This is a genomic window from Klebsiella sp. CN_Kp075 (assembly GCF_040065055.2).
GTDB lineage: Bacteria > Pseudomonadota > Gammaproteobacteria > Enterobacterales > Enterobacteriaceae > Klebsiella > Klebsiella aerogenes.
Genome location: NZ_CM198050.1, coordinates 1,316,602 through 1,340,272, shown reverse-complemented (window position 1 = coordinate 1,340,272; position 23,671 = coordinate 1,316,602). Strand labels below are relative to the sequence as shown.

19 protein-coding genes are annotated in these 23,671 nt (G+C 58.1%); 5 read left to right on the top strand and 14 right to left on the bottom strand.

Annotated features, from left to right (window positions below; all coding sequences use genetic code 11):
• Positions 1-62 precede the first annotated feature (62 nt).
• Positions 63-1,091 (top strand): M4 family metallopeptidase, encoded by a 1,029-nt coding sequence (locus ABLV78_RS06445; protein ID WP_047043441.1) that lies wholly within the window; start codon positions 63-65, stop codon positions 1,089-1,091.
• Entirely contained in the window at positions 1,088-1,426 is a 339-nt protein-coding gene (locus ABLV78_RS06440) for a protealysin inhibitor emfourin (RefSeq protein ID WP_047043438.1), read from the top strand. The genes ABLV78_RS06445 and ABLV78_RS06440 overlap by 4 nt, the downstream gene beginning before the upstream one ends.
• Here the strand turns inward: ABLV78_RS06440 and ABLV78_RS06435 are convergent.
• The 11 genes from ABLV78_RS06435 to ABLV78_RS06385 form a co-directional block, all read right to left on the bottom strand.
• Positions 1,423-1,638 carry a zinc ribbon domain-containing protein gene (locus ABLV78_RS06435; RefSeq protein ID WP_047043436.1) on the bottom strand — a complete coding sequence of 72 codons (216 nt, stop codon included), beginning with the start codon at positions 1,636-1,638 and terminating at the stop codon, positions 1,423-1,425. The two genes, ABLV78_RS06440 and ABLV78_RS06435, sit on opposite strands and share 4 nt — an antisense overlap.
• A gap of 117 nt (positions 1,639-1,755) precedes the next feature.
• Positions 1,756-3,234, bottom strand: a complete 1,479-nt coding sequence (gene der / locus ABLV78_RS06430) for a ribosome biogenesis GTPase Der (protein ID WP_015370328.1) — start codon at positions 3,232-3,234, stop codon at positions 1,756-1,758.
• Positions 3,235-3,347: 113 nt separating this feature from the next.
• Complete coding sequence (bamB, locus tag ABLV78_RS06425; RefSeq protein ID WP_045392712.1) at positions 3,348-4,526, bottom strand: outer membrane protein assembly factor BamB; 1,179 nt, start codon at positions 4,524-4,526, stop codon at positions 3,348-3,350.
• 10 nt (positions 4,527-4,536) lie between these two features.
• On the bottom strand, positions 4,537-5,157 hold the full coding sequence (locus ABLV78_RS06420) for a YfgM family protein (RefSeq protein WP_045392715.1): 621 nt from the start codon (positions 5,155-5,157) through the stop codon (positions 4,537-4,539).
• A 34-nt stretch (positions 5,158-5,191) separates the two neighbouring features.
• The gene (gene hisS / locus ABLV78_RS06415; protein ID WP_015703166.1) at positions 5,192-6,466 is read right to left on the bottom strand and encodes a histidine--tRNA ligase; all 1,275 of its coding nucleotides are present in this window, start codon (positions 6,464-6,466) and stop codon (positions 5,192-5,194) included.
• 89 nt (positions 6,467-6,555) lie between these two features.
• On the bottom strand, positions 6,556-7,677 hold the full coding sequence (gene ispG / locus ABLV78_RS06410) for a flavodoxin-dependent (E)-4-hydroxy-3-methylbut-2-enyl-diphosphate synthase (RefSeq protein WP_015370324.1): 1,122 nt from the start codon (positions 7,675-7,677) through the stop codon (positions 6,556-6,558).
• A gap of 26 nt (positions 7,678-7,703) precedes the next feature.
• Positions 7,704-8,702, bottom strand: a complete 999-nt coding sequence (gene rodZ / locus ABLV78_RS06405; RefSeq protein ID WP_047043431.1) for a cytoskeleton protein RodZ — start codon at positions 8,700-8,702, stop codon at positions 7,704-7,706.
• A gap of 274 nt (positions 8,703-8,976) precedes the next feature.
• A complete protein-coding gene (gene rlmN, locus ABLV78_RS06400; RefSeq protein ID WP_015370322.1) occupies positions 8,977-10,143 on the bottom strand; it encodes a dual-specificity RNA methyltransferase RlmN in 1,167 nt (388 codons plus the stop codon).
• A gap of 349 nt (positions 10,144-10,492) precedes the next feature.
• Positions 10,493-10,924: a nucleoside-diphosphate kinase gene (gene ndk, locus ABLV78_RS06395; protein WP_004866348.1), complete on the bottom strand. Its 432-nt coding sequence runs from the start codon at positions 10,922-10,924 to the stop codon at positions 10,493-10,495.
• A gap of 160 nt (positions 10,925-11,084) precedes the next feature.
• Complete coding sequence (pbpC, locus tag ABLV78_RS06390) at positions 11,085-13,409, bottom strand: peptidoglycan glycosyltransferase PbpC (protein ID WP_165430578.1); 2,325 nt, start codon at positions 13,407-13,409, stop codon at positions 11,085-11,087.
• Positions 13,410-18,353 carry an alpha-2-macroglobulin family protein gene (locus ABLV78_RS06385; protein WP_047043425.1) on the bottom strand — a complete coding sequence of 1,648 codons (4,944 nt, stop codon included), beginning with the start codon at positions 18,351-18,353 and terminating at the stop codon, positions 13,410-13,412.
• A 204-nt stretch (positions 18,354-18,557) separates the two neighbouring features.
• Between ABLV78_RS06385 and sseA the strand changes: the two genes are divergently transcribed.
• The 3 genes from sseA (at position 18,558) to ABLV78_RS06370 (ending at position 21,172) form a co-directional block, all read left to right on the top strand.
• Entirely contained in the window at positions 18,558-19,415 is an 858-nt protein-coding gene (gene sseA / locus ABLV78_RS06380) for a 3-mercaptopyruvate sulfurtransferase (RefSeq protein ID WP_045392728.1), read from the top strand.
• 164 nt (positions 19,416-19,579) lie between these two features.
• Positions 19,580-20,230, top strand: coding sequence for a DUF5066 family protein (locus ABLV78_RS06375; RefSeq protein WP_047043423.1), 651 nt, complete (start codon positions 19,580-19,582; stop codon positions 20,228-20,230).
• A 99-nt stretch (positions 20,231-20,329) separates the two neighbouring features.
• Positions 20,330-21,172: a hypothetical protein gene (locus ABLV78_RS06370; RefSeq protein ID WP_348865197.1), complete on the top strand. Its 843-nt coding sequence runs from the start codon at positions 20,330-20,332 to the stop codon at positions 21,170-21,172.
• Between the two features lie 72 nt (positions 21,173-21,244).
• Here ABLV78_RS06370 and sseB read toward each other — a convergent pair whose 3' ends face one another.
• From sseB to iscX, 3 genes are all read right to left on the bottom strand, one after another.
• Entirely contained in the window at positions 21,245-22,021 is a 777-nt protein-coding gene (sseB, locus tag ABLV78_RS06365) for an enhanced serine sensitivity protein SseB (RefSeq protein WP_047043418.1), read from the bottom strand.
• Positions 22,022-22,112: 91 nt separating this feature from the next.
• Positions 22,113-23,399: an aminopeptidase PepB gene (gene pepB, locus ABLV78_RS06360; protein ID WP_045392740.1), complete on the bottom strand. Its 1,287-nt coding sequence runs from the start codon at positions 23,397-23,399 to the stop codon at positions 22,113-22,115.
• 71 nt (positions 23,400-23,470) lie between these two features.
• Positions 23,471-23,671 carry a Fe-S cluster assembly protein IscX gene (gene iscX, locus ABLV78_RS06355; RefSeq protein WP_002913954.1) on the bottom strand — a complete coding sequence of 67 codons (201 nt, stop codon included), beginning with the start codon at positions 23,669-23,671 and terminating at the stop codon, positions 23,471-23,473.

The following is a 23,671-nucleotide window of genomic DNA, read 5'->3' as shown; positions in this document are numbered from 1 at the left end:
CGGGGATAACTATACTGCTGTCATGCCCTTTTAACACCGTTCATCCGGCCAGGGAGCGTGATATGCCAGATACTTGTCCTCGTTTCGTGATTCCACCCTACATTTTACGCCGTATTGTCGACCATGGTTCCGTTCAGCAGCAGCGCTGCGCGCAGCAAACGCTGAGCCATGTACAAACCCTGATGGCGCACGTGCCGGGCCGCCCCACCGCCGCCCATGTCGCCACGCCAGGCCAGCTTGAGCGCGACATTTACGATGCCAGGCAGACTCAGGAACTTCCAGGATTCCAGGTGCGCTTTGAAGGACAACCTTCCAACGGCGATGTCGCCGTCGATGAGGCCTACGACTATCTCGGCATCACCCATGAGTTTTTCTGGAAGAGCTATCATCGCGATTCGCTGGACAACCGCGGATTGAAGCTGACCGGCAGCGTCCACTATGGTCACGAATATCAAAACGCCTTCTGGAACGGGCAGCAAATGGTGTTTGGCGATGGCGATGGCGAGATCTTTAATCGTTTTACAATTGCGATTGATGTGGTGGCGCACGAGTTAAGCCATGGCGTTACGGAGAGCGAAGCCGGGCTTATCTATTTCGAACAATCCGGCGCGCTCAATGAATCGCTTTCCGATGTTTTTGGCTCGCTGGTCAAGCAATATCAACGCCAGCAAACGGCAGATAAAGCAGACTGGATAATTGGCGAGGGGCTCCTCGCGAAAGGGATTCACGGCCAAGGACTGCGATCGATGTCGCATCCGGGGACCGCCTATGATGACCCCATTCTTGGCAAAGACCCGCAACCCGCCCATATGAAAGATTTTGTGCATACCCAGCAGGATAACGGCGGCGTGCATATTAACTCCGGCATTCCTAATCATGCTTTCTATCTCGCCGCCAGCGCGCTGGGTGGTTTTGCATGGGAAAAAGCGGGATACGCCTGGTACGACGCGGTTTGTGATAAGTCACTGGCCAAAGACGCCGATTTTTCAGCCTTTGCCAGACTGACGATTCAACATGGCGAAAAACGTTTTGGTAAAGCGGTCGCCGATACGATTCGCCAGGCCTGGGAGGGCGTTGGAGTCACATCATGAACGAGGCCGATCTTAGCGATGACGCGATTATTGAACTGGCGCGTGAAGGCGGTGTCGCCTGGTTCCCGACGCTTAGCGGCATGCGTAAGATTGTCGTAGCGCAACTTAACGAGCAACAAAAACAGCGCATCGCCGCAATACTGCAGCAGTCGTTGCCGCTCGGCAAGCCGCCGGGGCAGCCGGATTCCCCGGGTAGCGGCGACCAGCGTTTCTTTCGTATCCAAATAATCAGCGCCCAGCACTATCACAGCCTGATCATTCTCATCCCGGAAGAGCGCGCGCCGGAGGCGCTGGTTGAACTCTGGCGAAATGGTGAAGGCTGCGTTAGCGATTAACCGAGCACAAATTCGACGCGTTTTTTCGAAATCAGTCCGTGGCCGTGCTGGCAGAAATAATCCACCGCACCGCACGCCTTCAACACTTCCAGCGGCTGATGGCAGTCCGGGCAGCGCGCCTCTAAAGCAAAATCTTTCTCACAGTGCGCGCAATGCGCGCTGTTGCCTTGTGCTTCCAACCGGGCATGACAAATGGGGCAATTGAGTTCCATGGTGTCTCCTTCTCATAATGAATAGCATGAGTTTATCACGTCATACGTCAGCGTTGCTGACCCGGCGAAGCGTTGAATAGGGTAGATAAAAAAACCCGCCAGCGGCGGGTTTCTGCATTATTTGCTTTTTTTGATATGTTTAATCAAGCGCTTACGCTTACGCATCTGGTTCGGCGTCAGGGTATTGCGTTTATTGGCAAACGGGTTTTCCCCTTCCTTGAACTGAATGCGAATCGGCGTACCCATGACATCCAGCGATTTACGGAAGTAGTTCATCAGGTAACGCTTGTAGGAATCCGGCAGGTCTTTCACCTGGTTGCCGTGAATCACCACGATCGGCGGGTTATAACCGCCAGCGTGCGCATACTTCAGCTTCACGCGGCGACCGCGTACCAGCGGCGGCTGATGGTCTTCTGCCGCCATGGTCATAATACGCGTCAGCATGGCGGTACCCACGCGACGGGTGGCGCTGTCGTATGCTTCACGCACCGATTCGAACAGGTTGCCGACGCCGCTGCCGTGCAGAGCGGAGATAAAGTGCACGCGGGCGAAGTCGATGAAGCCCAGACGGAAGTCGAGGGTTTCTTTCACCTGCTCTCTCACTTCCTGGCTCAGGCCATCCCATTTGTTGACCACGATAACCAGGGAACGACCGCTGTTAAGGATAAAGCCCAGCAGCGACAGGTCCTGATCGGAGATGCCTTCACGGGCATCAATGACCAGCATCACCACGTTGGCGTCTTCAATCGCCTGCAGCGTCTTGATGACCGAGAATTTCTCCACGACGTCGGTAATTTTGCCGCGCTTACGCACACCAGCGGTATCGATAAGCACATATTCGCGTTCATCGCGCTGCATCGGAATGTAGATGCTGTCGCGGGTTGTGCCCGGCATATCGTAAACCACCACGCGATCTTCGCCGAGAATACGGTTAGTCAGCGTTGACTTACCGACATTTGGACGACCGACGATCGCCAGCTTAATCGGGAGATCTTGCGGGTTGAAGTCGTCTTCCGGTTCTTCAACTTCTTCGCCGTTTTGCTCGGCTTCAAACTGCGCCCAGTAGGCGGCGTCTTCATCCACTTCTTCCTGCGGATTAACCTCATCCACCCACGGCAGCAGCACATGTTCCAGCAGGCTGGTAACGCCGCGACCGTGCGAAGCGGCGATCGGATAAATATCGCCCAGCCCCAGCGACCAGAAGTCGGCCATCGCCTGATCGACGTCGATGCCGTCGGTTTTGTTCGCCACCAGGAAGGTCGGTTTTTCGCGAGAACGCAGATGTTTGGCGATTGCGGAATCCGCCGGCATCAGGCCCGCGCGCGCATCAACCATAAACAGCACCACGTCGGCCTCTTCAATCGCCAGCAGCGACTGTTCCGCCATCCGGGTTTCCACGCCTTCTTCCGTACCGTCGATACCGCCGGTATCGATACAGATGAATTCGCGGCCTTCCACTTCAGCACGACCGTACTTACGGTCGCGAGTCAGCCCCGGGAAATCCGCGACCAACGCGTCACGAGTGCGCGTTAAGCGGTTGAAGAGCGTGGATTTTCCAACGTTAGGGCGCCCGACAAGCGCGACCACAGGTATCATGTTAAATGCCTCATACAAATTGCAATACAACCTCATTTTACGAGGTTTTTTAAAAAGTCAAAACGGCCCCTGTCTGTCAGGAGCCGTTTATTAAAGCGATACTACCGCGCGAGTTAACGCGTGATTGAATACAGCGTACCGTCTTTGGCCTGGATAAGCAGGCGACCGTCGGCGATAACCGGGTCGGTCAGGAAGCCGGAACTATCGACTTTCTGCTGCGCCACAAAGTGGCCGTCTTCCGGATTGATCCAGTGCATGTAGCCTTCGCTGTCGCCTACCACCAGGCTGCCGTTATACAGCGCCGGAGCGGTCAGCAGACGGTGCAGCAGATCGCTCTGGGTCCACAGCGTTACGCCGCCATCGGTGGTCAGCGCCAGCAGGCGGTCATTCTGATCGACCAGATAGATACGATTGCCGTCAACGATGAAATCGTTCACTGAACCCAGTTCGCGTTTCCAGATAATCTGGCCGCTGCGCAGATCAAGCGCGGTCAGGTTGCCATTATAAGCCAACGTATAAACAACGCCATTAACGATAACCGGCGTGGTGTCAACGTCGTTCAGACGGTCGATCTCAGTCGGGCCGGTAGCCGTAGAAATACGCTGCTGCCAAATCATCTGCCCCTGCTGCATCAGCACGGCGCTGACGCGGCCGTTATCGCCGCCGACAATTGCCGCGCCATAAGCGGTGGCCGGAGCGGATTCACCGCGCAGGGAGAGCGCCGGCATGTCCAGGTTCACGGTCCATTTTACCGCGCCGTCAGTTTCGTTCAGCGCCTGCAGCTGACCGTTACTGGTATGCACCAGTACCATGCCATCGCTAACGACCGGACGAGAAATCGCTTCACCCGCAACACGGCTCTGCCACGCAACGGTACCGTCGCTGGTATTCAGCGCGAACAGCTGCGCCTTTTCAGTACCAACATAAACGTGGCCGCCGGAAACGGTCAGCCCGCCGGAGAGCAGCGCCGGGGCGCGTGAGAACCAGCCGTCTTTTTCCGCCAGGTTCACCGACCAGACTTCTTTTCCGTCTTCAGCGTGCAGCGCTTTCACGGTGCCTTTACGGTCAGCCGCATACACAACGCCGTCAGCAAACGCCGGGTGCAGGTTGGAATAGAAATCACCGATACCATCGCCAACTGAAGTGCTCCAGGACGTGGACGGCGTAAACTGGTTTTCCACCGTCGGCAGCGGTGACATTTTCACCACATCTTCTTCGCTGTTAAACAGCGAGCAACCGCTCAGTAAGGTGACGGAAAGCAGCCCTGGCAAAAGTAATTTACGCAATTGCATCGAGTCCCTCTCAGATGGACAAATTATTTATTTTCATACGCATCATTTCGCTGAGCGCTGGCGATGCATCGCTTTTCACGCCTGCTTCCCAGGCCGCGCGGGCGCCCTGCTTGTCGCCTTTGCTCAGCAGAATTTCACCACGCAAATCGGCGACGATAGCGGTCCAGCCTTCGCCTTTAATGCCTTCCAGGGTTTTCAGCGCCGCATCCGGCTGCTTGAGCTGCAGCTGTACGCGGGCCAGACGCATATTGATAACCGATTTCAGGTTATCATCGGAGGCGGCAGTCAGCCCTTGTTGCAGCTGCTTCTCCGCGCCCTGCAGATCGTTTTTGTCGACCAGACGCTGCGCGAGCTCCAGCGATGCGAACGCGCCATAGGTGTTTTTACTGTCGGCGGCGAATTTCTCCGCTGCGGTCAGCGTTTCAGGCGTACCCGATTTCAGCGCGGAAATGGCATTTTCGTAGGCCAGAGAGGAATCCCGGGCCGAATCCAGCTGATGGGAAGTCCAGTAGCGCCAGCCAACCAGCGCGCCGATCCCTAAAATCACCCCGACGGCCAGCGCTTTACCGTTCTCGGCAAAGAAACGCTTGAGGGCGTCGACCTGCTCGTTTTCGTTGTTGAAAGTTTCCACGCAGTCCTTCTCCTGACTAATGGTTTCCGGGAAATTAACCCAGAAGTGTGCGCAAATGCGCGGCAACGCTATCCTGCGTTACGGTAGTTTGCTCACCTGAGCGTAAATCCTTCACTACCACGTTTCCGTCAGCAATTTCTGACTCACCGACCACCAGCGCGACGCGCGCGCCCCACTTGTCAGCACGAGCGAACTGCTTCTTAAAGTTACCGCCGCCGTGGTTAGTCATCAGCTTAACGCCGGGCAGCGCATCGCGAACCTGCTCAGCCAGACGCATTGCTGCGGACTGAGTATCGGTACCGGAGGCTACCAGGTATATATCGACAACAGGATCGGCTTTAAATTCCGGATTGACTGCCTGAACCAGCAAAACAAGACGTTCCAGGCCCATCGCAAAGCCAACGCCCGGCGTCGCGCGACCGCCAAGCTGCTCAACCAGACCGTCGTAACGGCCGCCGGCGCAGACGGTGCCCTGCGAACCGAGGCTGGTGGTGACCCACTCAAATACGGTGCGATTGTAATAGTCAAGCCCGCGCACCAGACGCTGGTTGACGGTATAGCGAATTCCGGCCGCGTCGAGCAACGCGCACAGACCGGCGAAGTGTTCTTTGGACTCGTCGTCCAGATAATCGCCCAGCGCCGGCGCATCGTTCAGCAGCGCCTGTACTTCCGGATTTTTAGAGTCCAGCACGCGCAGCGGGTTGGTATACATGCGGCGTTTGCAGTCTTCATCAAGCTTATCTTTAAATTGTTCCAGATAGGCAACCAGCGCGTCGCGATAGGCGGCACGCGCCTCCAGCGAACCGATGGAGTTCAGCTCAAGGCTGACGTGATCGGAAATGCCCAGCTCGCGCCACCAGCGCGCGGTCAACATGATAAGCTCGGCATCGATGTCCGGCCCCTGCAGGCCAAAGACTTCCGCGCCAATCTGATGGAACTGACGGTAGCGCCCTTTCTGCGGACGTTCGTGGCGGAACATCGGCCCCACGTACCACAGACGCTGTTCTTGATTGTACAGCAGACCATGTTCGATGCCGGCACGTACGCAGCCCGCCGTTCCTTCCGGACGCAGCGTCAGGCTATCGCCATTGCGGTCTTCGAAGGTATACATCTCTTTTTCAACCACGTCGGTCACTTCGCCGATCGCGCGTTTGAATAACGGGGTCTGCTCTACAATCGGCAAACGAATTTCGCTGTAACCGTAGCTACCAAGCACCTGCTTCAGTGAGCCTTCAATGCGCTGCCAGAGAGCGGTTTCGCCCGGCAGATAATCGTTCATGCCACGGATGGCTTGAATGTTCTTTGCCACGTTTATTCTCTTTATATATAAAAATGAACCCCGGCGCCTTGCGCCCGCAGGTTCAATCATACACGGGAAGCGTATTGCTTCCCAACACGTTATTTTGCTTCAACCTGCTGAACTTCAATACGACGCGCTTCATCCAGCATGGTGGCTTTCGCGCGGATACGCGCTTCCAGCTGGTCGATCATGTCATTATTGTCCAGTCGGTCTTTGCGCACGCCGTCTTCATACAGGCCGCTTTTCTTGTTGCCGCCGGTGACGCCGAGGGTAGAAACCAGCGCTTCGCCTGGGCCGTTAACCACACAGCCGATGATCGAAACATCCATCGGAGTGATGATATCTTCCAGACGCTGCTCCAGCGCGTTCACCGTACCGATGACGTCAAACTCCTGACGCGAGCAGGTTGGGCAAGCGATGAAGTTAATACCGCGGGAACGGATGCGCAGCGACTTCAGGATATCGAAGCCGACTTTAATCTCTTCCACCGGATCGGCTGCCAGCGACACGCGCAGGGTATCGCCGATCCCTTCAGACAGCAGCAAACCTAAACCGATCGCGGATTTTACCGCGCCGCTACGCGCGCCGCCGGCTTCGGTGATCCCGAGATGCAGCGGCTGATCGATCTGCTTCGCCAACAGGCGATAGGATTCAACGGCGAGGAAGACATCAGAAGCTTTTACGCTAACTTTGAACTGATCGAAGTTCAAACGATCGAGATGATCGACGTGACGCATGGCGGACTCTAACAGCGCCTGCGGCGTCGGCTCGCCGTATTTTTCCTGCAGATCTTTTTCCAGCGAACCGGCGTTGACGCCGATGCGGATAGGAATGTTTTTGTCGCGCGCGCAGTCCACGACCATGCGGATACGCTCTTCGTTACCGATGTTGCCTGGGTTGATGCGCAGGCAATCAACGCCATATTCCGCGACTTTCAGCGCGATACGGTAGTCAAAGTGGATATCGGCGACCAGCGGGACGTTGACCTGCTGTTTGATGAGCTTGAAAGCTTCCGCTGCGTCCATCGTCGGGACGGAAACGCGGACGATGTCCGCGCCCACGCGCTCCAGCGCTTTAATTTGATTTACCGTCGCGGCCACATCGGTGGTGCGAGTATTGGTCATCGACTGTACGGCGATGGGAGCCCCATCGCCAATCGGCACATTACCAACGTAAATGCGTTTGGACTTTCTACGTTGAATCGGAGCCTGGTTATGCATGAAAAATCTCCCGCGTTACCCGTCTGTTACTGCGCCGGTGATTGTTCGGCATTAAGGGTCAGACGCGCAACCTGGTTAGTTCTGATAAAACGACTCAAATCGACTGGTTTGCCCAGATACTGGATTTGTACCGCAGCCGGGGCGCCGATTTTCAGCTTATACGGCGCCTGACCGCTCAGGTTCAGGTTCCCGCCTTTACGCTGCAGGCCGCTGAACAGTTTTTTACCGGTCGCATCGCTCACTTCCAACCAGCAATCGGCGCTAAAGTTCATTACCAGATCCTGAGCGGAAGCCGCCGCTGCGGCATTGGCCTGATCGGTAGGCAATGCGGAGGTCGGGGCTGGCGCAGCCGGCGCGGTGGCGGCGGTATCGACGTTCGCCTGCGAAGGGGCGACCACGGCGTTGTTATCCGCCGGCGCGGAGGTAGTCGCTGGCGCGCTCGCGGCTGGCGCAGTCGAGTTATCGACCGGCGCGCTATTGGTATTGGCTGCCGTCGTATCCGGCGCGTTATTCGCCGAACCGGTGTCCAGCGGAATTGACTGGCTGCCGCTATCGCTACTGTTCAGATCGCTGGAGGATTGATCGGCCATGCTGGTGATCTCTTCCTGCTGCGCTTTGTGGTCTTGCCACCACCATGCGCCGCTCAGGCCGATAACCACAAACAAAATCAGCCAGGTAAAGCTCATCAGCCAACCGTCGCGTTTTTTACGACGTTTACCCAGCGAGAAGCTCTGCATCGGCGCCACTTTGGCGGCGCGAATTGGCGCTTGCTTCGCCATCATCGGCAGCAGTTCTTCTTCCGGGATATGTACGAGGCGAGCGTAGGAACGGATATAGCCGCGCAGGAAGGTCGAAGCGAGATCGGCTGGCGCCTTATCTTCTTCAATATCACGAACCGTGGAAACCTTCAGGCATAAGCGTTCAGCCACCGCTTGCTGGCTGAGTCCGAGTTGTTCGCGGGCATTACGCAGGCGCGCGCCCGTAGAGTTTGCTTCTTGATGGTCTTGAGTGGCTTCAGTATTCATTCGCTACAACTACTGGTACGTGAAATTTAAAGTTCAGCGCGGGAAATAGCCTGCGCCGCGAGACACTGCTCAACGTCAACCGACAGTATAAGGCTGTCCGGGCGACTATCACAGAGACTTATCAATATTGAATGCTAAGCGGTTGTTGTACCGCTACATACTGCCTCAAAGTCGACAAAAACGCACCGTAATTATTAACCGAATCAGCGTATTTCGCCTGGCAATTCGACATATTTATGCAGCGCGCAGCGAAAGCTGTGCGCTGCATAACTTATCAGACGGCTTTCACGTCGATCGCTTCGCCCTGCATACGCTTACGCAGCGTACGTTTGGTACGGTCGATTACGTCGCCCGCCAGCTGGCCGCAGGCAGCATCGATATCGTCGCCGCGGGTTTTACGCACGATGGTGGTGAAACCATATTCCATCAGCACTTTGGAGAAACGATCGATACGGCTGTTAGAACTACGGCCATACGGCGCGCCCGGGAACGGGTTCCATGGGATCAGGTTGATCTTGCACGGCGTATCTTTCAGCAGCGCCGCCAGTTCGTGGGCGTGCTCGGTACCGTCGTTGACGTGATCCAGCATGACGTACTCGATAGTCACGCGGCCCTGGTTGGCGTTGGACTTCGAAATATAGCCGCGCACCGAGTTCAGGAAGGTCTCAATATTGTACTTTTTGTTAATCGGTACAATTTCGTCGCGGATGGTGTCGTTCGGCGCGTGCAGAGAAATCGCCAGCGCAACGTCGATCATGTCGCCGAGTTTATCCAGCGCCGGCACCACGCCGGAAGTGGACAAGGTCACGCGGCGTTTGGAGAGACCAAAACCGAAATCATCCAGCATGATTTCCATCGCCGGAACGACGTTATTGAGGTTCAGCAGCGGCTCGCCCATACCCATCATTACCACGTTGGTAATTGGACGTACGCCGGTAGTCTTCACCGCACCGACGATTTTCGCCGCGCGCCAGACCTGGCCGATAATTTCGGAAACGCGCAGGTTACGGTTGAAGCCTTGCTGAGCGGTGGAGCAGAATTTACATTCCAGCGCACAGCCAACCTGTGAAGAGACGCACAGCGTGGCGCGGTCTTCTTCCGGGATGTAGACCGTTTCAACGCGCTGATCGCCAACGGCAATCGCCCATTTGATGGTGCCGTCGCTGGAGCGCTGCTCTTCAACGACTTCCGGCGCGCGGATCTCGGCGACTTCCTTCAGTTTGCCGCGCAGGACTTTGTTGATGTCTGTCATTTCATCAAAGTCATCGCAGCAGTAGTGATACATCCATTTCATCACCTGATCGGCGCGGAAAGGCTTCTCGCCCATGTTTTTGAAAAACTCGCGCATCTGCTGACGGTTTAAATCCAGCAGGTTGATTTTGGCATCTTTATTCGGCACCGTCAGAGCGGCGGTATCAGGTGTGACAATTTGTTCAGACATAATTTTTCCGGCCTCGTTATTACACGTTATGGCCCCAGGTGGGTTGAAAAAGAAACGCCCCGGAGAGCGACTGCTCGTCCGGGGGCGCTATATTCTACAAATTCTGGCGCATCATTGCCACGTTTGCACAAAGCAATGATAAAAAAATCTGTAACTGACTGCTCAATCCTCTAAGGCTTTTCGATTGTCAGGCCACGCCGCGACGGTCGAAAAGACGAGGGTCGTATCTCCAAAGTATTTCAGGTCACAGCGAGGCGGCGAGTTCGCAAATCCCCGGGAGCATAGATAACTATGTGACCGGGGTGCGCGAATGAAGCCAACAAAGCTGTGGCGTGAAAGACGCAGGAGATTAGCGAGTACGCGGGCAAACCTCGCCTTCAGCAAAGAAGAACGCGATTTCGCGAGCAGCAGACTCTACAGAGTCGGAACCGTGGGTGCCGTTCTCGGTGAAGCTGTCAGCGTAGTCAGCGCGCAGGGTACCGGCCAGGGCGTTGTCCGGGTTGGTCGCGCCCAGCAGGTCACGGTGACGCTGAACCGCATTTTCGCCTTCCAGTACGGAAACCACGATCGGGCCGGAGGTCATGAACTCAACCAGACCGTCGAAGAACGGACGGCCTTCGTGCTCAGCATAGAAGCCGCGAGCCTGCTCAACGGTCAGATGCAGCATTTTGGTGCCGACGATTTTGAACCCTGCAGCTTCAAAGCGAGAAAAGATGCTGCCAATAACGTTTTTTGCCACCGCGTTTGGTTTGATGATGGAAAAAGTACGTTCAATAGCCATGATTACCTCTAATTAAATGTTCTGTTGTTGCACATACGATCGTATGGCCTGGCGCGCATTATAATGAGCAACGTCGGCGATGCCTACGGACGAAGGTAACATTTTGTTAAAATAAGATGAGTATTAGCAACACAAACCGCCAACAACAGATTTACCCTGTTTATTGTAGGGTGAAATTGGCGGCCGCCGTTTGCCCCGCCTCATCCATTACCACCAGTTGCCACTCGCCGGGCCTATCGAGCGTAATTATCGTTCTTGCGCCTGCTGCCTCTAACGGTTCACCGTTAATAAACCACCAGCGCCGCCCTTCTCCACCGCTCGTTTGCACGGGTAACATCACCCGCGCCTCGCCCGGGAGCCGTTTTATTACCGCCCCTTCGCGAATGCCGGAAAGCACCAGCGGCGCGGCATCCTGAGTCTGCAGCGGCGGACACGCCTTCGATGCCGTGCCCAGCCGCGCCCGGCGGCGCTCGCTAACCGGCAGCCAGGGTTCTAACGGTAGCGGCCAGACATCAACAGAAGTTTCTGTCGCGCCCGGACAATCCGCGGCGACCCTTTCTCCTGCTGCGTTACGCCACACCGGGAAGCGGATACCGCGCACACCCTCCTGACCCGGCAACAGCAGCGTCGGCGGCTGGCTGGCATCCAGAAGCCAGCTGGCTAAGCGCCGGCGGCAGTTGCTATCGCCAACCGGCAGATCCTGCCCGCCGGGCCAGCAGATAGTGCCGCGGCTGACCGACGGCGGACGCGGGTCGACCGGCAGCCCGCCGCGGCTCATTAACGGACGCGCCAGCAGCATATTATTGACCTGGTTTAACAGCGGCACAGCGCTGGCAAAACCAAACTGCCCCACCACCGGCGTACCGTCTGGCCGTCCGGTCCAGATGCCAATCAAGTAACGCGCGTTGAGGCCTACCGCCCACGCATCGCGATAACCGTAGCTGGTGCCGGTTTTCCACGCCAGCGGCACCGCTTGCGGCAGCGACGCATCGGGTAACGGCTGGGCTTCGCCTGCCAATATCCGCCGGGTGATCCACGCCGCGCCTGGCGACATTAGCGCCCTTTCCACCAGCGGGTCGTCGGGTTTCATGCGCAACCGCGCCGCTTTGCCATGACGGGCGAAAGCGCCGTACGCCGCGACAATATCTTCCAGCCTCGCTCCAGCGCCGCCGAGGATCAGCGACAGATTCGGTTCAGCGCCGGCGGGCAACATCAAGGGAAGGCCGGCATTGCGTAAATTAGCCGCAAAGCGTTTGGGTCCATAGGCCTCGAGCACCTGCACCGCCGGCAGATTCAACGAACGCACCAGAGCCTCGCTGGCGCTCACCGGGCCATGAAACCCGCTGTCGAAATTACCGGGGCGATAATCGCTAAAGCGCCGCGGCACATCCTGTAATAGCGATGCCGGGTGAATCAGCCCGTCATCCATCGCCATCGCGTAGATAAAGGGTTTCAGCACCGAACCCGGCGAGCGCACCGCCGAGACCATATCAATGTGGCCGAAGCGGCTATCGTCGCGGATATCCGCCGATCCCACCCAGCCGCGGACTTTCATATCAGTGTGATCGACGACGACAATCGCCAGTGAGCTGCGCGGCGGCAGACGTGATTTCCAGTTCATCGCCAGATCTTCAAGCTGCCGCTGGAGCCCGGCATCGAGCGTTGTCGTCACCTTTTCATCACGACTTGTCGCCAGCGCCCGGCGCGCAAACAGCGGCGCCAGCTGCGGCATCTGCCGCGGGAAAAGCCACACCGGCTCTTCCATCGCTTCCTGTACCGCCCGTTGCGGCCAGACGCCCTGGCTGAGCATCCGCTCCAGCACCTTATCGCGAGCGGCCTGGGCCCGCTGCGGCCAGCGGTCCGGGCGTAAACGGCTCGGCGCCTGCGGCAGCACGGCCAGTAGCGCCGCCTCGCCGTAGCTGAGCTGGGCGGGCGGTTTGCCGAGATAAGCCCAGCTGGCCGCGCCGATCCCCTGTAGGGTGCCGCCAAACGGCGCGCGGTTCAGATACAGGGTAAGAATTTCGCTTTTTGACAGATTCCACTCCAGCTGCAGCGCCCGCCATAGCTGGCGTAGCTTGCCGCCAAAGGTGCGCGGATGAGGGTCGAGCAGACGCGCCACCTGCATGGTGAGGGTGCTGCCGCCAGATATCACCCGCCCGGAAGTAAGATCCTGCCAGGCGGCGCGCAGCACCGCGAAGGGGTTGACCCCCGGATGTTTCCAGAACCAACGGTCTTCATACTGAATGAGCGCCTGCAGATAGCGCGGCGAAACGTCAGCGATAGCCACCGGGTAACGCCAGACGCCCTGCGCGTCAGCAAAGCGCCACAGCGGCGTGCCGTCTTCCGCCACCACCACGCGGGCAGGAGTGACTTCATGCAGCGGCAGCGGCCACAGACGGTCGGCCGCCAATAGCGCCAGCCACGACAGAAAAATAAACGCCGCCAGCCAGCGCCAGCGGCGTTTTATGCGAGGTAATGCACGCATTTACGGCGTAACGGTAAGCGGGCCGCTGGCCGCCCCTGTTGCCCGCCACTGCGGTACATACATCGATTCCACCTGCGGCTGCGGAACCTGATAGGTGCCAGGCGTCACCGCCCGCGCCAGATAGACCAGCGTCACCGGCTGACCTTCATTAATGGCGACTGCGGCGACAAAGCGGTCGTCGCGGAACTCGATATGCTGAATATCCGCCTGCTGCATCTGGTTAAGCAGATTTTGTACCGCTTCGCCATTCTCCTGCAGGCTGGCGCTGCTATTGGCCAGGTTCTGGTTTTCCAGCTCAAGGCCCGCCGGCAGCAGATCGACCACCAGCGCGTCAGGAACGTTACGTTTGGCGGTCACCTCCAGCTTGACCAGCACCAGTTCGCCGCTACGCAGCGAGGTCAGCGATTTCTGCTGTCCGTGAGTATCGAAAATGGCGCGTTCAATCCCCAACACGTTGCCGCCCGGCTGCGGCGCGCTTTGCGGATAACCGCTGCTATCGAGACGCAGCCACAGCGGCTGATTGCCGGTATTCGTCACCTGTAGCGCCGCCAGCCGATCGCCGTCGAGATTGCGGGTTTGCGCTTTGTCGCTGGCAAGCGGCTGCGCCTGCAGCGAGGTTTGCGCCTGCCAGTTGCCCGGCAGGTCGGCGAGGGTACGCCCGGCAAGGAACAGCGCGTTGGTTTCCTGGGTCGACAGCCAGCGCTGACCGAAGGCTTCTTCCGACAAGCTGCCCAACAGCTGATTTTGTACCTCCGGCAGCAGCTTGTTCTCTTCCAGCAGCGCCAGTTTCAGCGCATCATCGCGAAGTTGGCTGCCGTAATCGCCCAGCCAACGATTCTCATCCTGGCGCGGCGTGGCAACCGCCAGCTTCATGGCCTCATCGCCGCGCGGCGCATCGCCCATGGTTTTCAGCGCAATACCGAGTTGCAGCAGCGGTAGTCCGGATCGCGCCTGTTCGTGACGGCTCCAGATTTCACGCAAGGCGCCGAGCGGCGCTTTTTGCTGGCGCGCCAGCACCAGCGCGGCGTAGGCCTGAGCGGCAAAGCGGCTGGCCTGCGCATCGTCGCTGTAGCGCACGGTCATCAAACCCGGTTCCTGCAGATAGCGCAGCAGGCGCTCGTTGCCCTTATTAAGGGCGTTGACCGGCACGCTATAGCCCTGCTCGCCCGCGCGGACGAGGAAGTCCATGGCGTAGGCGGTTAACCAGTACTCTTCCGGGCCCTCTTTATCCCATAGCGCAAAGCCGCCGTTTTCCAGCTGCATCTGCAGCAGGCGCGAGATACCAACATCGACCGCCGCGCGGCGTTTCTCATCGCTATCGCCGCTGATCCCCAGCGCTTTTAGCTGCGCCGCGCTGGTGTACAGAGAAGGGAACAGGCCGCTGGCGGTCTGCTCAAGGCAGCCGTAAGGATAGGCTTTCAGCTCGCGAATATAGCGGGCGAGATTCAACGGCGGTTTACCGCTGAGCAGCAGTTGGCCCTGCAGCGTTTGCGGGGCGAACCCCTGACTCTGCGCCGCCGGCGCCTGCCAGCTTTCACCAGGTTGTAGCACCGCGCCGCTATTGACGGTCTGGGCCGGGAATGCCGGACGCACGCCGATTTTCCACTGCTTTTGCAGCGGCGCGAAGGTTTCGCCCGGCAGATTCAGGCCGCTGATGGTGGCATTGACCTGACCATCGCCGAATCCCGCTAACGCGGTCACCGGTATAAACAGCGTGCTGCGGGCGCCCGGCGCCAGTTGTACTGGCGGCAGTTGGCCATCGGTCAACGTGACCAACCCGCTGGCGGTAAGATGCACCTGCAGGGTTTGCGGTTTGTCGGTCAGATTACTGAGATCCAGCGCCAGACGCGTGGCGTCGCCGCTGGCAAGGAAGCGCGGGGTATTCAGTTCCGCGATAACCGGGGCGGCAACCACCACTTTATCTTCGCTGCTGCCGAAGTCATCTGCCGTCCACGCCTGAGCCATCACCCGCAGCTCGCCGTTAAAATCACCGATGGGCAACGTCACCGTGCCTTCGCCCTGGTCATTCAACACCACCGGCTGCGCCTGCTGGGCGACGATCGTCACGTGATTAACCGGCGGTTTACCGCCGCGTTTCAACTCGTCGCCATCGCCGCCGAAGCGCAGGCTGGCTAAACGCCCCTGCCCTTCGATTACCTGACCATAGATGTCATAAATATCCGCGCCGTAGCGCTTCTGGCCGAAGAAGGCGTTCCACGGATCCGGCGTGGCGTAATCGGTAATATTCAGCACCCCGCTATCCACCGCCGAGAGCAGAACGTTAACCTGTTTCGGCACCTCGCCCTCCTTGACGCTGGCCTTCACTTTCACCGTCAGCGGCTGATTCGGGCGCATTTTGTCCGGTGCCTCCAGCGCCAGCGTCAGACGGCGGTTTTCATCGCCCAGCGGCAGATGCAGCAAGCCGACCGCGCGTTTCGGCGTCGCCGAGCGCGATTTATCGCCGGGGCGAACCACCAGCGTGCTGAGGTAGAGGTCGTGGCGATTCCAGGCTTTATCGACCGGAATCGACAGTTCCATGCCCTCCGCCGGGACGTCAATCTCCTGCCACCACAGCGGCCCTTCGCTGGATTCCACCATCGCGTAGCCTTTACCCGCCGCCGGAGCGGCAATATGCAGCTTGATGGTGTCGCCCGGTTTGTAGCCTGGTTTGTCGAGCTTCATCGTCACGCGGTCAGGACGCGCCGCGCCGGCGCCTTCGCTGTTATCCTGCCAGCTATAGCCTGCCCAGAAGCGCACGCTGCTGACGACGTCGTCCGGCCCCTTCACCTCAAGACGATACGAGCCCCACTCCACCGGGAAACTTACTTTGCCGGTCTGCCCGGCCTGCAGATCCAGCGACGTTTCGCCCTCCTGCAGATCTTTTTGATCAAACTGCGACTGCCAGCCCTCACTATCGGACCAGTTCCAGTAGTAGTCGCGCCGCTCGCGGATCAGCCGCACCTGCAGACCGGAGACCGCTTTTTTCTCGCCTTTCGCGTCGGCATAGACGATGTCAAAAGCGGCGTTACTGTTTTCATCCACCACCGGCTGTTTCACCGTGGTATCGGTGCGGTAGTCGTAAACGTCCTTCAGCGTAAATTGCGGGCGGATCCCCGGCAGCGCCTCGGCAGGCCAGATCGGCTGCTGTACGGTGCGGGTCACCGGACGGCCGCCTGATTCCAGCAGGCTGGCCTGCAACACCACCTGCAGCGGCGAGTGGCTATCCTGCCACTGGCTCGAAGTCGTCACTTCCCCATGGCCTTTTTCATCCAGCGTCAGCTGAACTTCGTCCAGGCTGCGGGAGAGGTTTTCTTCCGCGATATCGCCGAACTGGAAGCCCGGCAGCGCCGCGACGGCGTCGCGCAGCGGGCGCAGGAACAGTTTGCCCTGCAGTTGGTTGCCGCTGGCCGGCGCGCCGTAGAGATAGGCGCCGCTGACGCTAAAGGCGACGTCGGCATCCGGGGCTATAGGCGCGGACTGCGGTGTCAGATTCAGCGCCATGCGTTCGGGCATAAAGTCTTCGACGTGGAAATCCCACTCGCGGGGTTGATTATCGCCGGAGCTGGCGCGAATGTGCCACATACCGGTGGCCGCGCCGCTGTCGAGCGGATAAGTAAACTGATACAGGCCATTGACCGGTTTGCTCATCACAGAGCGAATCACCTGGCCATCCGGCTGCACCACTTCCAGCTTCACCGGCTGCTCCGCCAGCGGTTTACCATCGCCGTCGCGCAACAGCGCGTTAAGAATAACCGTTTCCCCCGGGCGATAGAGATCGCGCGGGCCAAACATAAAGAACTGTTTACTGAAGCCAGGAGCGCCAGCGATGGAGAATTCCGCCAGATCCAGCGCCGGCAGTTTAAGGTCAAGCAGCGTAGTCTGCCCGTCTTTACGCGCCAGCAGCAGCGCCGCTTCTTTGTCGGTTTGCAGAGTAACATGGCCCTGGCTATCGCTTTTCGCCTGCGCCAGCGTCTGCCCTTTGGCGTTTAGCAGTTGCACTTCAATTCCCGACTGCGCGGCGCCATTTTCGAGGCTCTGGGTGAAGACATCGAGCCGGTTGTGATAGCGATGCGCCGAGACGCCAATATCGCTGAGGGTGAACAGCGTTGCCGCGTTACTGTAGCTATAATGACCCGCCGGGTTCATCACCGCCACATAGACGCCCGGCTGCTGGAGCGGCTTGATGTCGGTAAGCGGCAGCAGCAGCTTTTCACGGGTATTCCGCGCCGGGTTGAGATCGAAGCGTCCGCTATAAACCAGATCGGCCATCTTCAACAGTTCGTCAGATTCCCAATTGCTTAACGAGTTACGGTATTCCCACTGACTGACGAAGGCTGAGAGTGATTCCGGCTTAATACGGAAGAAATTGACGTCGACGTTGTCGACGTTCAGCGCCATCACCGGCAGCCCGGCGACCACTTTCCCCGGCAGCAGCGAGCCGCGACTGGCGAAACCGACGCTCGGCGCGATATCGCGGGTGGCGATGTTTTTTTCAAAAGGGCTGCCGAGGGTGGCGTCATTGAGGGCAATGAGCGTTGGATCAACGGTAAGGATCAATTCACGCTTTGGCTCGAGATGGCGCAGACGCAGCTCTTTGAGATTCGGCGCCAGCTCCCATGCGCCGTCAACCTTGCCGCTTTTCTTATCGACCAGATGGACGCTGCGGGAAAAATCCTGATCCGGCTTGAGCGGAATGGAGAAGGTCAGCACCAACGTCGCCGCGCCATCGAGCTGCACTTCAGAAGCGTCGAGCACCGTCAGCGCCTTGCCCTGGCTTTTTTCTTTTAACGTCGCCAGCTGGGCGCTATCCGGTTTTTTCGCGCTATCGGCAGCGCCTTTGTCGGCCGCCGATACGGCCTGCGGTTCACCGCTGTTATCGCAGCCGCTTAATGGTAGTGCGGTAAGGAGCGCCAACGATAGCGCCGCTAAACGAAATGGTTTCATCCTTCTAACCCCTAGGCCCAGAGCCTGATGCAATCAATAACGTTCTATTATGCGTCATCGCGGCGATTCTCAACAGCTACCAGCATAGAAACCGCCTATGAATCGGGAAACTCCGTGACCGCCTCCCCACTCCCGCGTCCTTAACTTGTCAGCCCTTTATAAAACGCCGACAATTCATTGATCGATAATAAAACGGAGGCACTCATGTCCACCTCATTCTTTGTCGCCGCCGACTGGCTGGCGGAACATATTGATGACCCGCAGATTCAAATTCTGGATGCGCGGATGGCGCCGGCAGGTCAGGAAGCGCTGCGCGATATGGCGGCGGAATACCGCGACGGGCATATCCCCGGCGCGGTTTTTTTTGATATCGAAGCGCTGTCTGACCACACCAGCCCGCTGCCGCATATGATGCCGCGGGCGGAAACTTTCGCCGTAGCGATGCGCGAGCTTGGCGTCAGCAGCGATAAGCATCTGGTGGTGTATGACGAAGGCAATCTCTTCTCAGCGCCGCGCGCCTGGTGGATGTTACGCACCTTCGGAGTCGAAAAGGTATCGATTGTCGCCGGCGGCCTCGAAGGCTGGCGTCGCGACGAATTGCCGCTGGAAAAAGGCGAACCGGACCTGCCGGAAGGCGAATTTGAGGTGAACTTCGATCCTGAGGTGATCAAACGCTTAACCGATGTGCTGCTGGTCAGCCATGAAGGATCGGCGCAGATCGTAGACGCCCGCCCGGCGGCGCGTTTTAACGGCCTGGCGGATGAACCGCGTCCAGGCTTACGCCGCGGGCATATCCCCGGCGCGCTTAACGTCCCGTGGACCGAGCTGGTGATTAATGGCGAACTGAAAACCGTCGATGAGATGAACGATATTTTTGCGCGTCAGGGCGTTGATTTTGCGCGACCGATTATCGCCAGCTGCGGTTCCGGGGTTACGGCGGCAGTGGTGGTACTGGCGTTGACCACCCTCGGCGTCAACGGCGTGTGCCTGTACGATGGTTCATGGAGCGAATGGGGCGCGAGAACGGATTTGCCGATCGAGCCGACCCCTGCCGCTGAGTAAACGCGTCGTGACTGCGGGTCCCCCCTCCCGCAGTCCCTAAATAATTTCTGATTTTCCCCGCCCCTTTCTTCTGCTTCTCGATAAACCGGTTACTCTACCCTGCCGCAGGATTTGTACCTGCCGAATTTGCTCTACCGCCACCCAATTTATAAGGAAATTGAATAATGGCCTTTTCATTACAGAACCTCATGGATGTCGTAAAAAAGCACAATCGCAATCCCTCTCCTAAACCGATGCTGGAAGATGAGGTGGAGCGCCTGCGGGTCAGGAAATACCGCGATCCGCAAAATAGCGAAACCGTGGCGCTTCCGGACAGTTTGAAAGCGCTGTTGGCCTACGATTGTCAACTGAAAAGCCCCCACGGTCAGTTGGTGCTGGAATCGGTTGTGGACTCAATTGATGAACATGGCGTCCTGCTTTCCGACTCGCTGGATGAAGATGCTTATTACATGAATGGTCTTGATATGGCCGGGCTGGACTTTGAAGAGCTGACGCCAATCTGGAACGACGATCCGCGTCTTCCTGCCCTGATTCGCATCAGCCATTCCGGCGATCAGCAGGTATTTATCTATGTCACCGAGCGTGATGAACAGGGTGAATATCCTGTCGTCCGCTTCGAAGGTAAAGAGAATGACCTCTGGCTGGCGGAATCGTCACTGATTGAATATCTGCAAGGGGTCTTTACCGATGAGGAAGAGAGCCATGACGAATGGCAGCGCCAGCAAGCCCTCAACGAGGCACGCGATGGCACCTTGCTGGAGCTGGAATACATTCATGAGGATCTTTACGCCAGGCTTGAAGGCTGCCCTGACTAATTCACGGTCTCGCCTCGGATGGCGAGGTTAACGCGCGCCGCCGGGGCTGCTCCAGGAGAGCGCCTTTTCCGTAACCTGATGTCACCACAAGGAGTGAAAATGGCATTAGTCTCCACCCCACATTCTGCTGATTCATCTCGCCTGCCCTGGCTGGGAGGCATAACCGGCCTGCTGGCGGGCGGCATCATTCTTTATTTTTGGCCGGAATGGAACCGGGCATGGTTAAGCCTGGTTCCTGCGCCGGTTTCCGTTTATACCCGCTTTCTCGGAGTCACTCTGGAACAAGTTCCGTTGATAACCTATTTCCATCAGGCGCTGCTGGGTTTTCTGATGGTGCTGCTTGCTCCCGGATACGATAAATCGACCCTTGCCGCATGGATGCTGCATAGCCCATCGCCATACCGCCGCTGGCCGGGCGAGATATTACGCGCCTGGAGCATGAAATTTGGCCTGCTGGTCATTGTCTTTTGCAATCTTTTCTTTTTGTCCAGGGTCGGCTCCGGGACTCTGGCGTTATATATCTTTTTTCTCCAGCACGTTAGCGTTGCCGCTGCGGTGGCGTCAGGCGTACTGCTGCTACGTGATGCCCGACGCCTGACCCACACGTCTCATGCTCAGCTGGCGGACCTGCACCTTCTCATGATACTCACGCTGGGGTGCCAGACGATTTTGCCTGCACAGATCGCGCTAATGAGCGCCCGCGGCGTGAACACACCGTTAGGCTGGTACATTGTTATCGCGCAGATGGCAGGCGTGTTACTGGCGTTAATACTGGTCGGCGGGCTGGTGGCAGCGATACGTTCTCTGTTGGGCGAAAAGAGGTGTCGGGCCTGGCGCGGTGATATGGCGCTCTTCAACGGCATTGTTACGCTGTGCGTGACGGGATTCCTTATCTATAACATGGTGTCAGCCTATCCGCGGATCTTTGCCGCCCTGCATTGACCTTTGCAAACCCGATTTTCGGCCTCGCGCAGAAGACATAAAAAAACACAGCGGGGGCTAACGCCCCCGCTTTCAGATAATCCGGTTCTGCTTGAAATCGCGCAGGAAGCTGCCCCAGCGCTTTTCATAGAACGGCGTGATATGGGCAATCATAAAGTGGCTGATGCCCTTCTCACCTTCTACCACCTGACAAATATCGATAGGTTCATCGCCAGGCAGGGTATCGGTAGCCACGCTGCCGGTAGTCTGGATAACGGATTCAATATCCCCTTCCGCTTCAATACCGATCAACAAGTTGGCCGGCGCGTCGGCGCTCTCTTTAATCGAGCACAGAAACGCCCGCTTGACGGTCTTCAGCGTTTTGAACAGCGTGGTCAGCGAATCCACCATCTGCGCCGGTGGTTCGGCGACCTCAGACAGCAGCAGCGCTTCGCCGCCTTCCAGCACCGTCTGGGTACTGAGCGGGCTGCCCTCTTCGCCCAGCAAATGGCTGATTTCTCGCGGGGTGAACTCTTTGCCGCTCGGCAACTTCGGGTTGAGGAACAGCGATTCGCCCAGCGTCATCGCCATCAGCGTGCGCGCTGGCATCATCACGAAGGCCTGTTCCTCTTCTACCGCCTGCTGTAGCGCCTCCAGCGAGGTGAAGAACGGAATGACCGAGGTGCCGTCATCTTTTTCCCAATGCTGGAGATCGAGGGCGCTATCTTCGACAACCTGCTCACCGTCCGCCGCGCTACCCGGCACCCACACGGTTGCCTCAAGCAGTGCGGTGAAAAATGCCGGACGATGAGCAGGCTCGGTCGCCGCCTTCTCCAGCAATGTTTCTAATTCATTTTTAGTATCAGACATAGATTCGCTACTTCAAAATCGCCCGGCGGCGCTACGTCCGCGCGGGCCTACGGTTTTCCAGGCCGGGTAAGCGTAACGCCCGGCAAGGCCATCACTCAGCCGTCAGCAGATTAGCGATAGTACGCACGCCAAGACCCGTCGCGCCCGCCGACCACTGCTCTACCGCGGCTTTGCGGTACGTCGCGGAGCAGTCGATGTGCAGCCAGCCCTGGTGGTAGTTTTCCACGAAGTGGGACAGGAAGCCCGCCGCAGTGCTGGCGCCGGCCGGATACGCCGCGCTACCGGTGTTGTTCAGTTCCGCGAAGTTAGACGGCAGCTGGTTGCGGTGAAATTCGGCCAGCGGCAGACGCCAGAAGGCTTCATTTTCCGCCTGCGCGCTCGCCAGCAGGCGATTCGCCAACGCGTCGTCAAAACTGAACAGCGCGTGGTAGTCGTTACCCAACGCGGTTTTCGCCGCGCCGGTCAGGGTGGCGGCATCGATGATCAGCTGCGGCTTCTGCGCCGAGGCATCGATCAGGCCATCTGCCAGCACCAGGCGGCCTTCGGCGTCGGTATTCATGATTTCAACGGTTTTACCGTTGCGGTAATGAATGATATCGCCAAGCTTGAAGGCGTTGCCGCTAATCAGGTTATCCGCGCAGCACAGATACAGCTTCACACGTTTGTTCAGACCGCGGGTAATAGCGAAAGCCAGCGCGCCGGTCACGGTGGCCGCGCCGCCCATGTCGGATTTCATCGAGTCCATAAAGGCGCTTTGCTTGATGCTGTAGCCGCCGGAGTCGAAGGTGATGCCCTTGCCAACCAGACAGGCGTATACCGGCGCGTCTTTATCGCCGGTCGGGTTATAGTCCAGCGCCAGCAGGACCGGCGGGCGCTCGGAGCCGCGGCCAACGGTATGCAGGCCAAGATAGTTCTGCTCACGCAGATCTTCGCCTTTGGTGATGCGATAGCTGACCTTTTCGCCCGCCACGCCGCACAGCAGATCGACGGCGCGCTGGGCCAGCTGTTCTGGCCCCAGCTCTTCTGCCGGCGCGTTGATGGTGTCGCGAACCCAATCGATAATCGTCAGGCGGTTATCCAGCTCGCTGCGCTGCGCATCGTCAAGGGTTGGCCATTCGACCTGGCGCTGACCTTTCGGCCCTTTATAGCCGGCCCAAAAGGCCCAGGCGCGATCGGTATTCCAGCCTTCGCCGCTCAGGGCGACGTGCTTGATACCCATGCCGTCAATTTTGCGCGCCGCGCGCTGGATTAACCCCAGGTCGTCTTTACCATTGAGATGTAAGGCGATACCGTCGTTATTGATACTCCAGGTCGCTTTTTCTCCCCAGCGCGCATCGGCAGGCAGAGTAGAAAGCGTAATCTTCATGGCTTCGGTCATTATCTTTATCCTTATTAACAAACGGGCCACCCTATGGCAGCCCGTTAAAATTTTTCCGCTTGAGGCGAAAATTATTCTGCTTCGTCTAACCAGACTAGCAGAATCGCCTCCAGAATTTTTTCATTGGATGCGTTTGGGTCGTCATCGAACTCTTCCAGATCGCAAATCCACTGATGCATATCGGTAAAGCGAACGGTTTTCGGGTCGAGATCCGGGTAAGCGTCATACAAGGCTTCGCCGATTTCGCGACTGTCGGTCCATTTCAGTGCCAT

Coding starts and splice junctions, on each gene's coding strand:
- ABLV78_RS06385 (WP_047043425.1), bottom strand. CDS start 18,353: ATGAAACCATTTCGTTTAGCGGCGCTATCGTTGGCGCTCCTTACCGCA.
- pepB (WP_045392740.1), bottom strand. CDS start 23,399: ATGACCGAAGCCATGAAGATTACGCTTTCTACTCTGCCTGCCGATGCG.
- rlmN (WP_015370322.1), bottom strand. CDS start 10,143: ATGTCTGAACAAATTGTCACACCTGATACCGCCGCTCTGACGGTGCCG.
- rodZ (WP_047043431.1), bottom strand. CDS start 8,702: ATGAATACTGAAGCCACTCAAGACCATCAAGAAGCAAACTCTACGGGC.
- ABLV78_RS06445 (WP_047043441.1), top strand. CDS start 63: ATGCCAGATACTTGTCCTCGTTTCGTGATTCCACCCTACATTTTACGC.
- bamB (WP_045392712.1), bottom strand. CDS start 4,526: ATGCAATTGCGTAAATTACTTTTGCCAGGGCTGCTTTCCGTCACCTTA.
- ABLV78_RS06440 (WP_047043438.1), top strand. CDS start 1,088: ATGAACGAGGCCGATCTTAGCGATGACGCGATTATTGAACTGGCGCGT.
- ndk (WP_004866348.1), bottom strand. CDS start 10,924: ATGGCTATTGAACGTACTTTTTCCATCATCAAACCAAACGCGGTGGCA.
- ABLV78_RS06370 (WP_348865197.1), top strand. CDS start 20,330: ATGGCATTAGTCTCCACCCCACATTCTGCTGATTCATCTCGCCTGCCC.
- der (WP_015370328.1), bottom strand. CDS start 3,234: ATGATACCTGTGGTCGCGCTTGTCGGGCGCCCTAACGTTGGAAAATCC.
- ispG (WP_015370324.1), bottom strand. CDS start 7,677: ATGCATAACCAGGCTCCGATTCAACGTAGAAAGTCCAAACGCATTTAC.
- sseB (WP_047043418.1), bottom strand. CDS start 22,021: ATGTCTGATACTAAAAATGAATTAGAAACATTGCTGGAGAAGGCGGCG.
- pbpC (WP_165430578.1), bottom strand. CDS start 13,409: ATGCGTGCATTACCTCGCATAAAACGCCGCTGGCGCTGGCTGGCGGCG.
- sseA (WP_045392728.1), top strand. CDS start 18,558: ATGTCCACCTCATTCTTTGTCGCCGCCGACTGGCTGGCGGAACATATT.
- ABLV78_RS06435 (WP_047043436.1), bottom strand. CDS start 1,638: ATGGAACTCAATTGCCCCATTTGTCATGCCCGGTTGGAAGCACAAGGC.
- ABLV78_RS06375 (WP_047043423.1), top strand. CDS start 19,580: ATGGCCTTTTCATTACAGAACCTCATGGATGTCGTAAAAAAGCACAAT.
- iscX (WP_002913954.1), bottom strand. CDS start 23,671: ATGGCACTGAAATGGACCGACAGTCGCGAAATCGGCGAAGCCTTGTAT.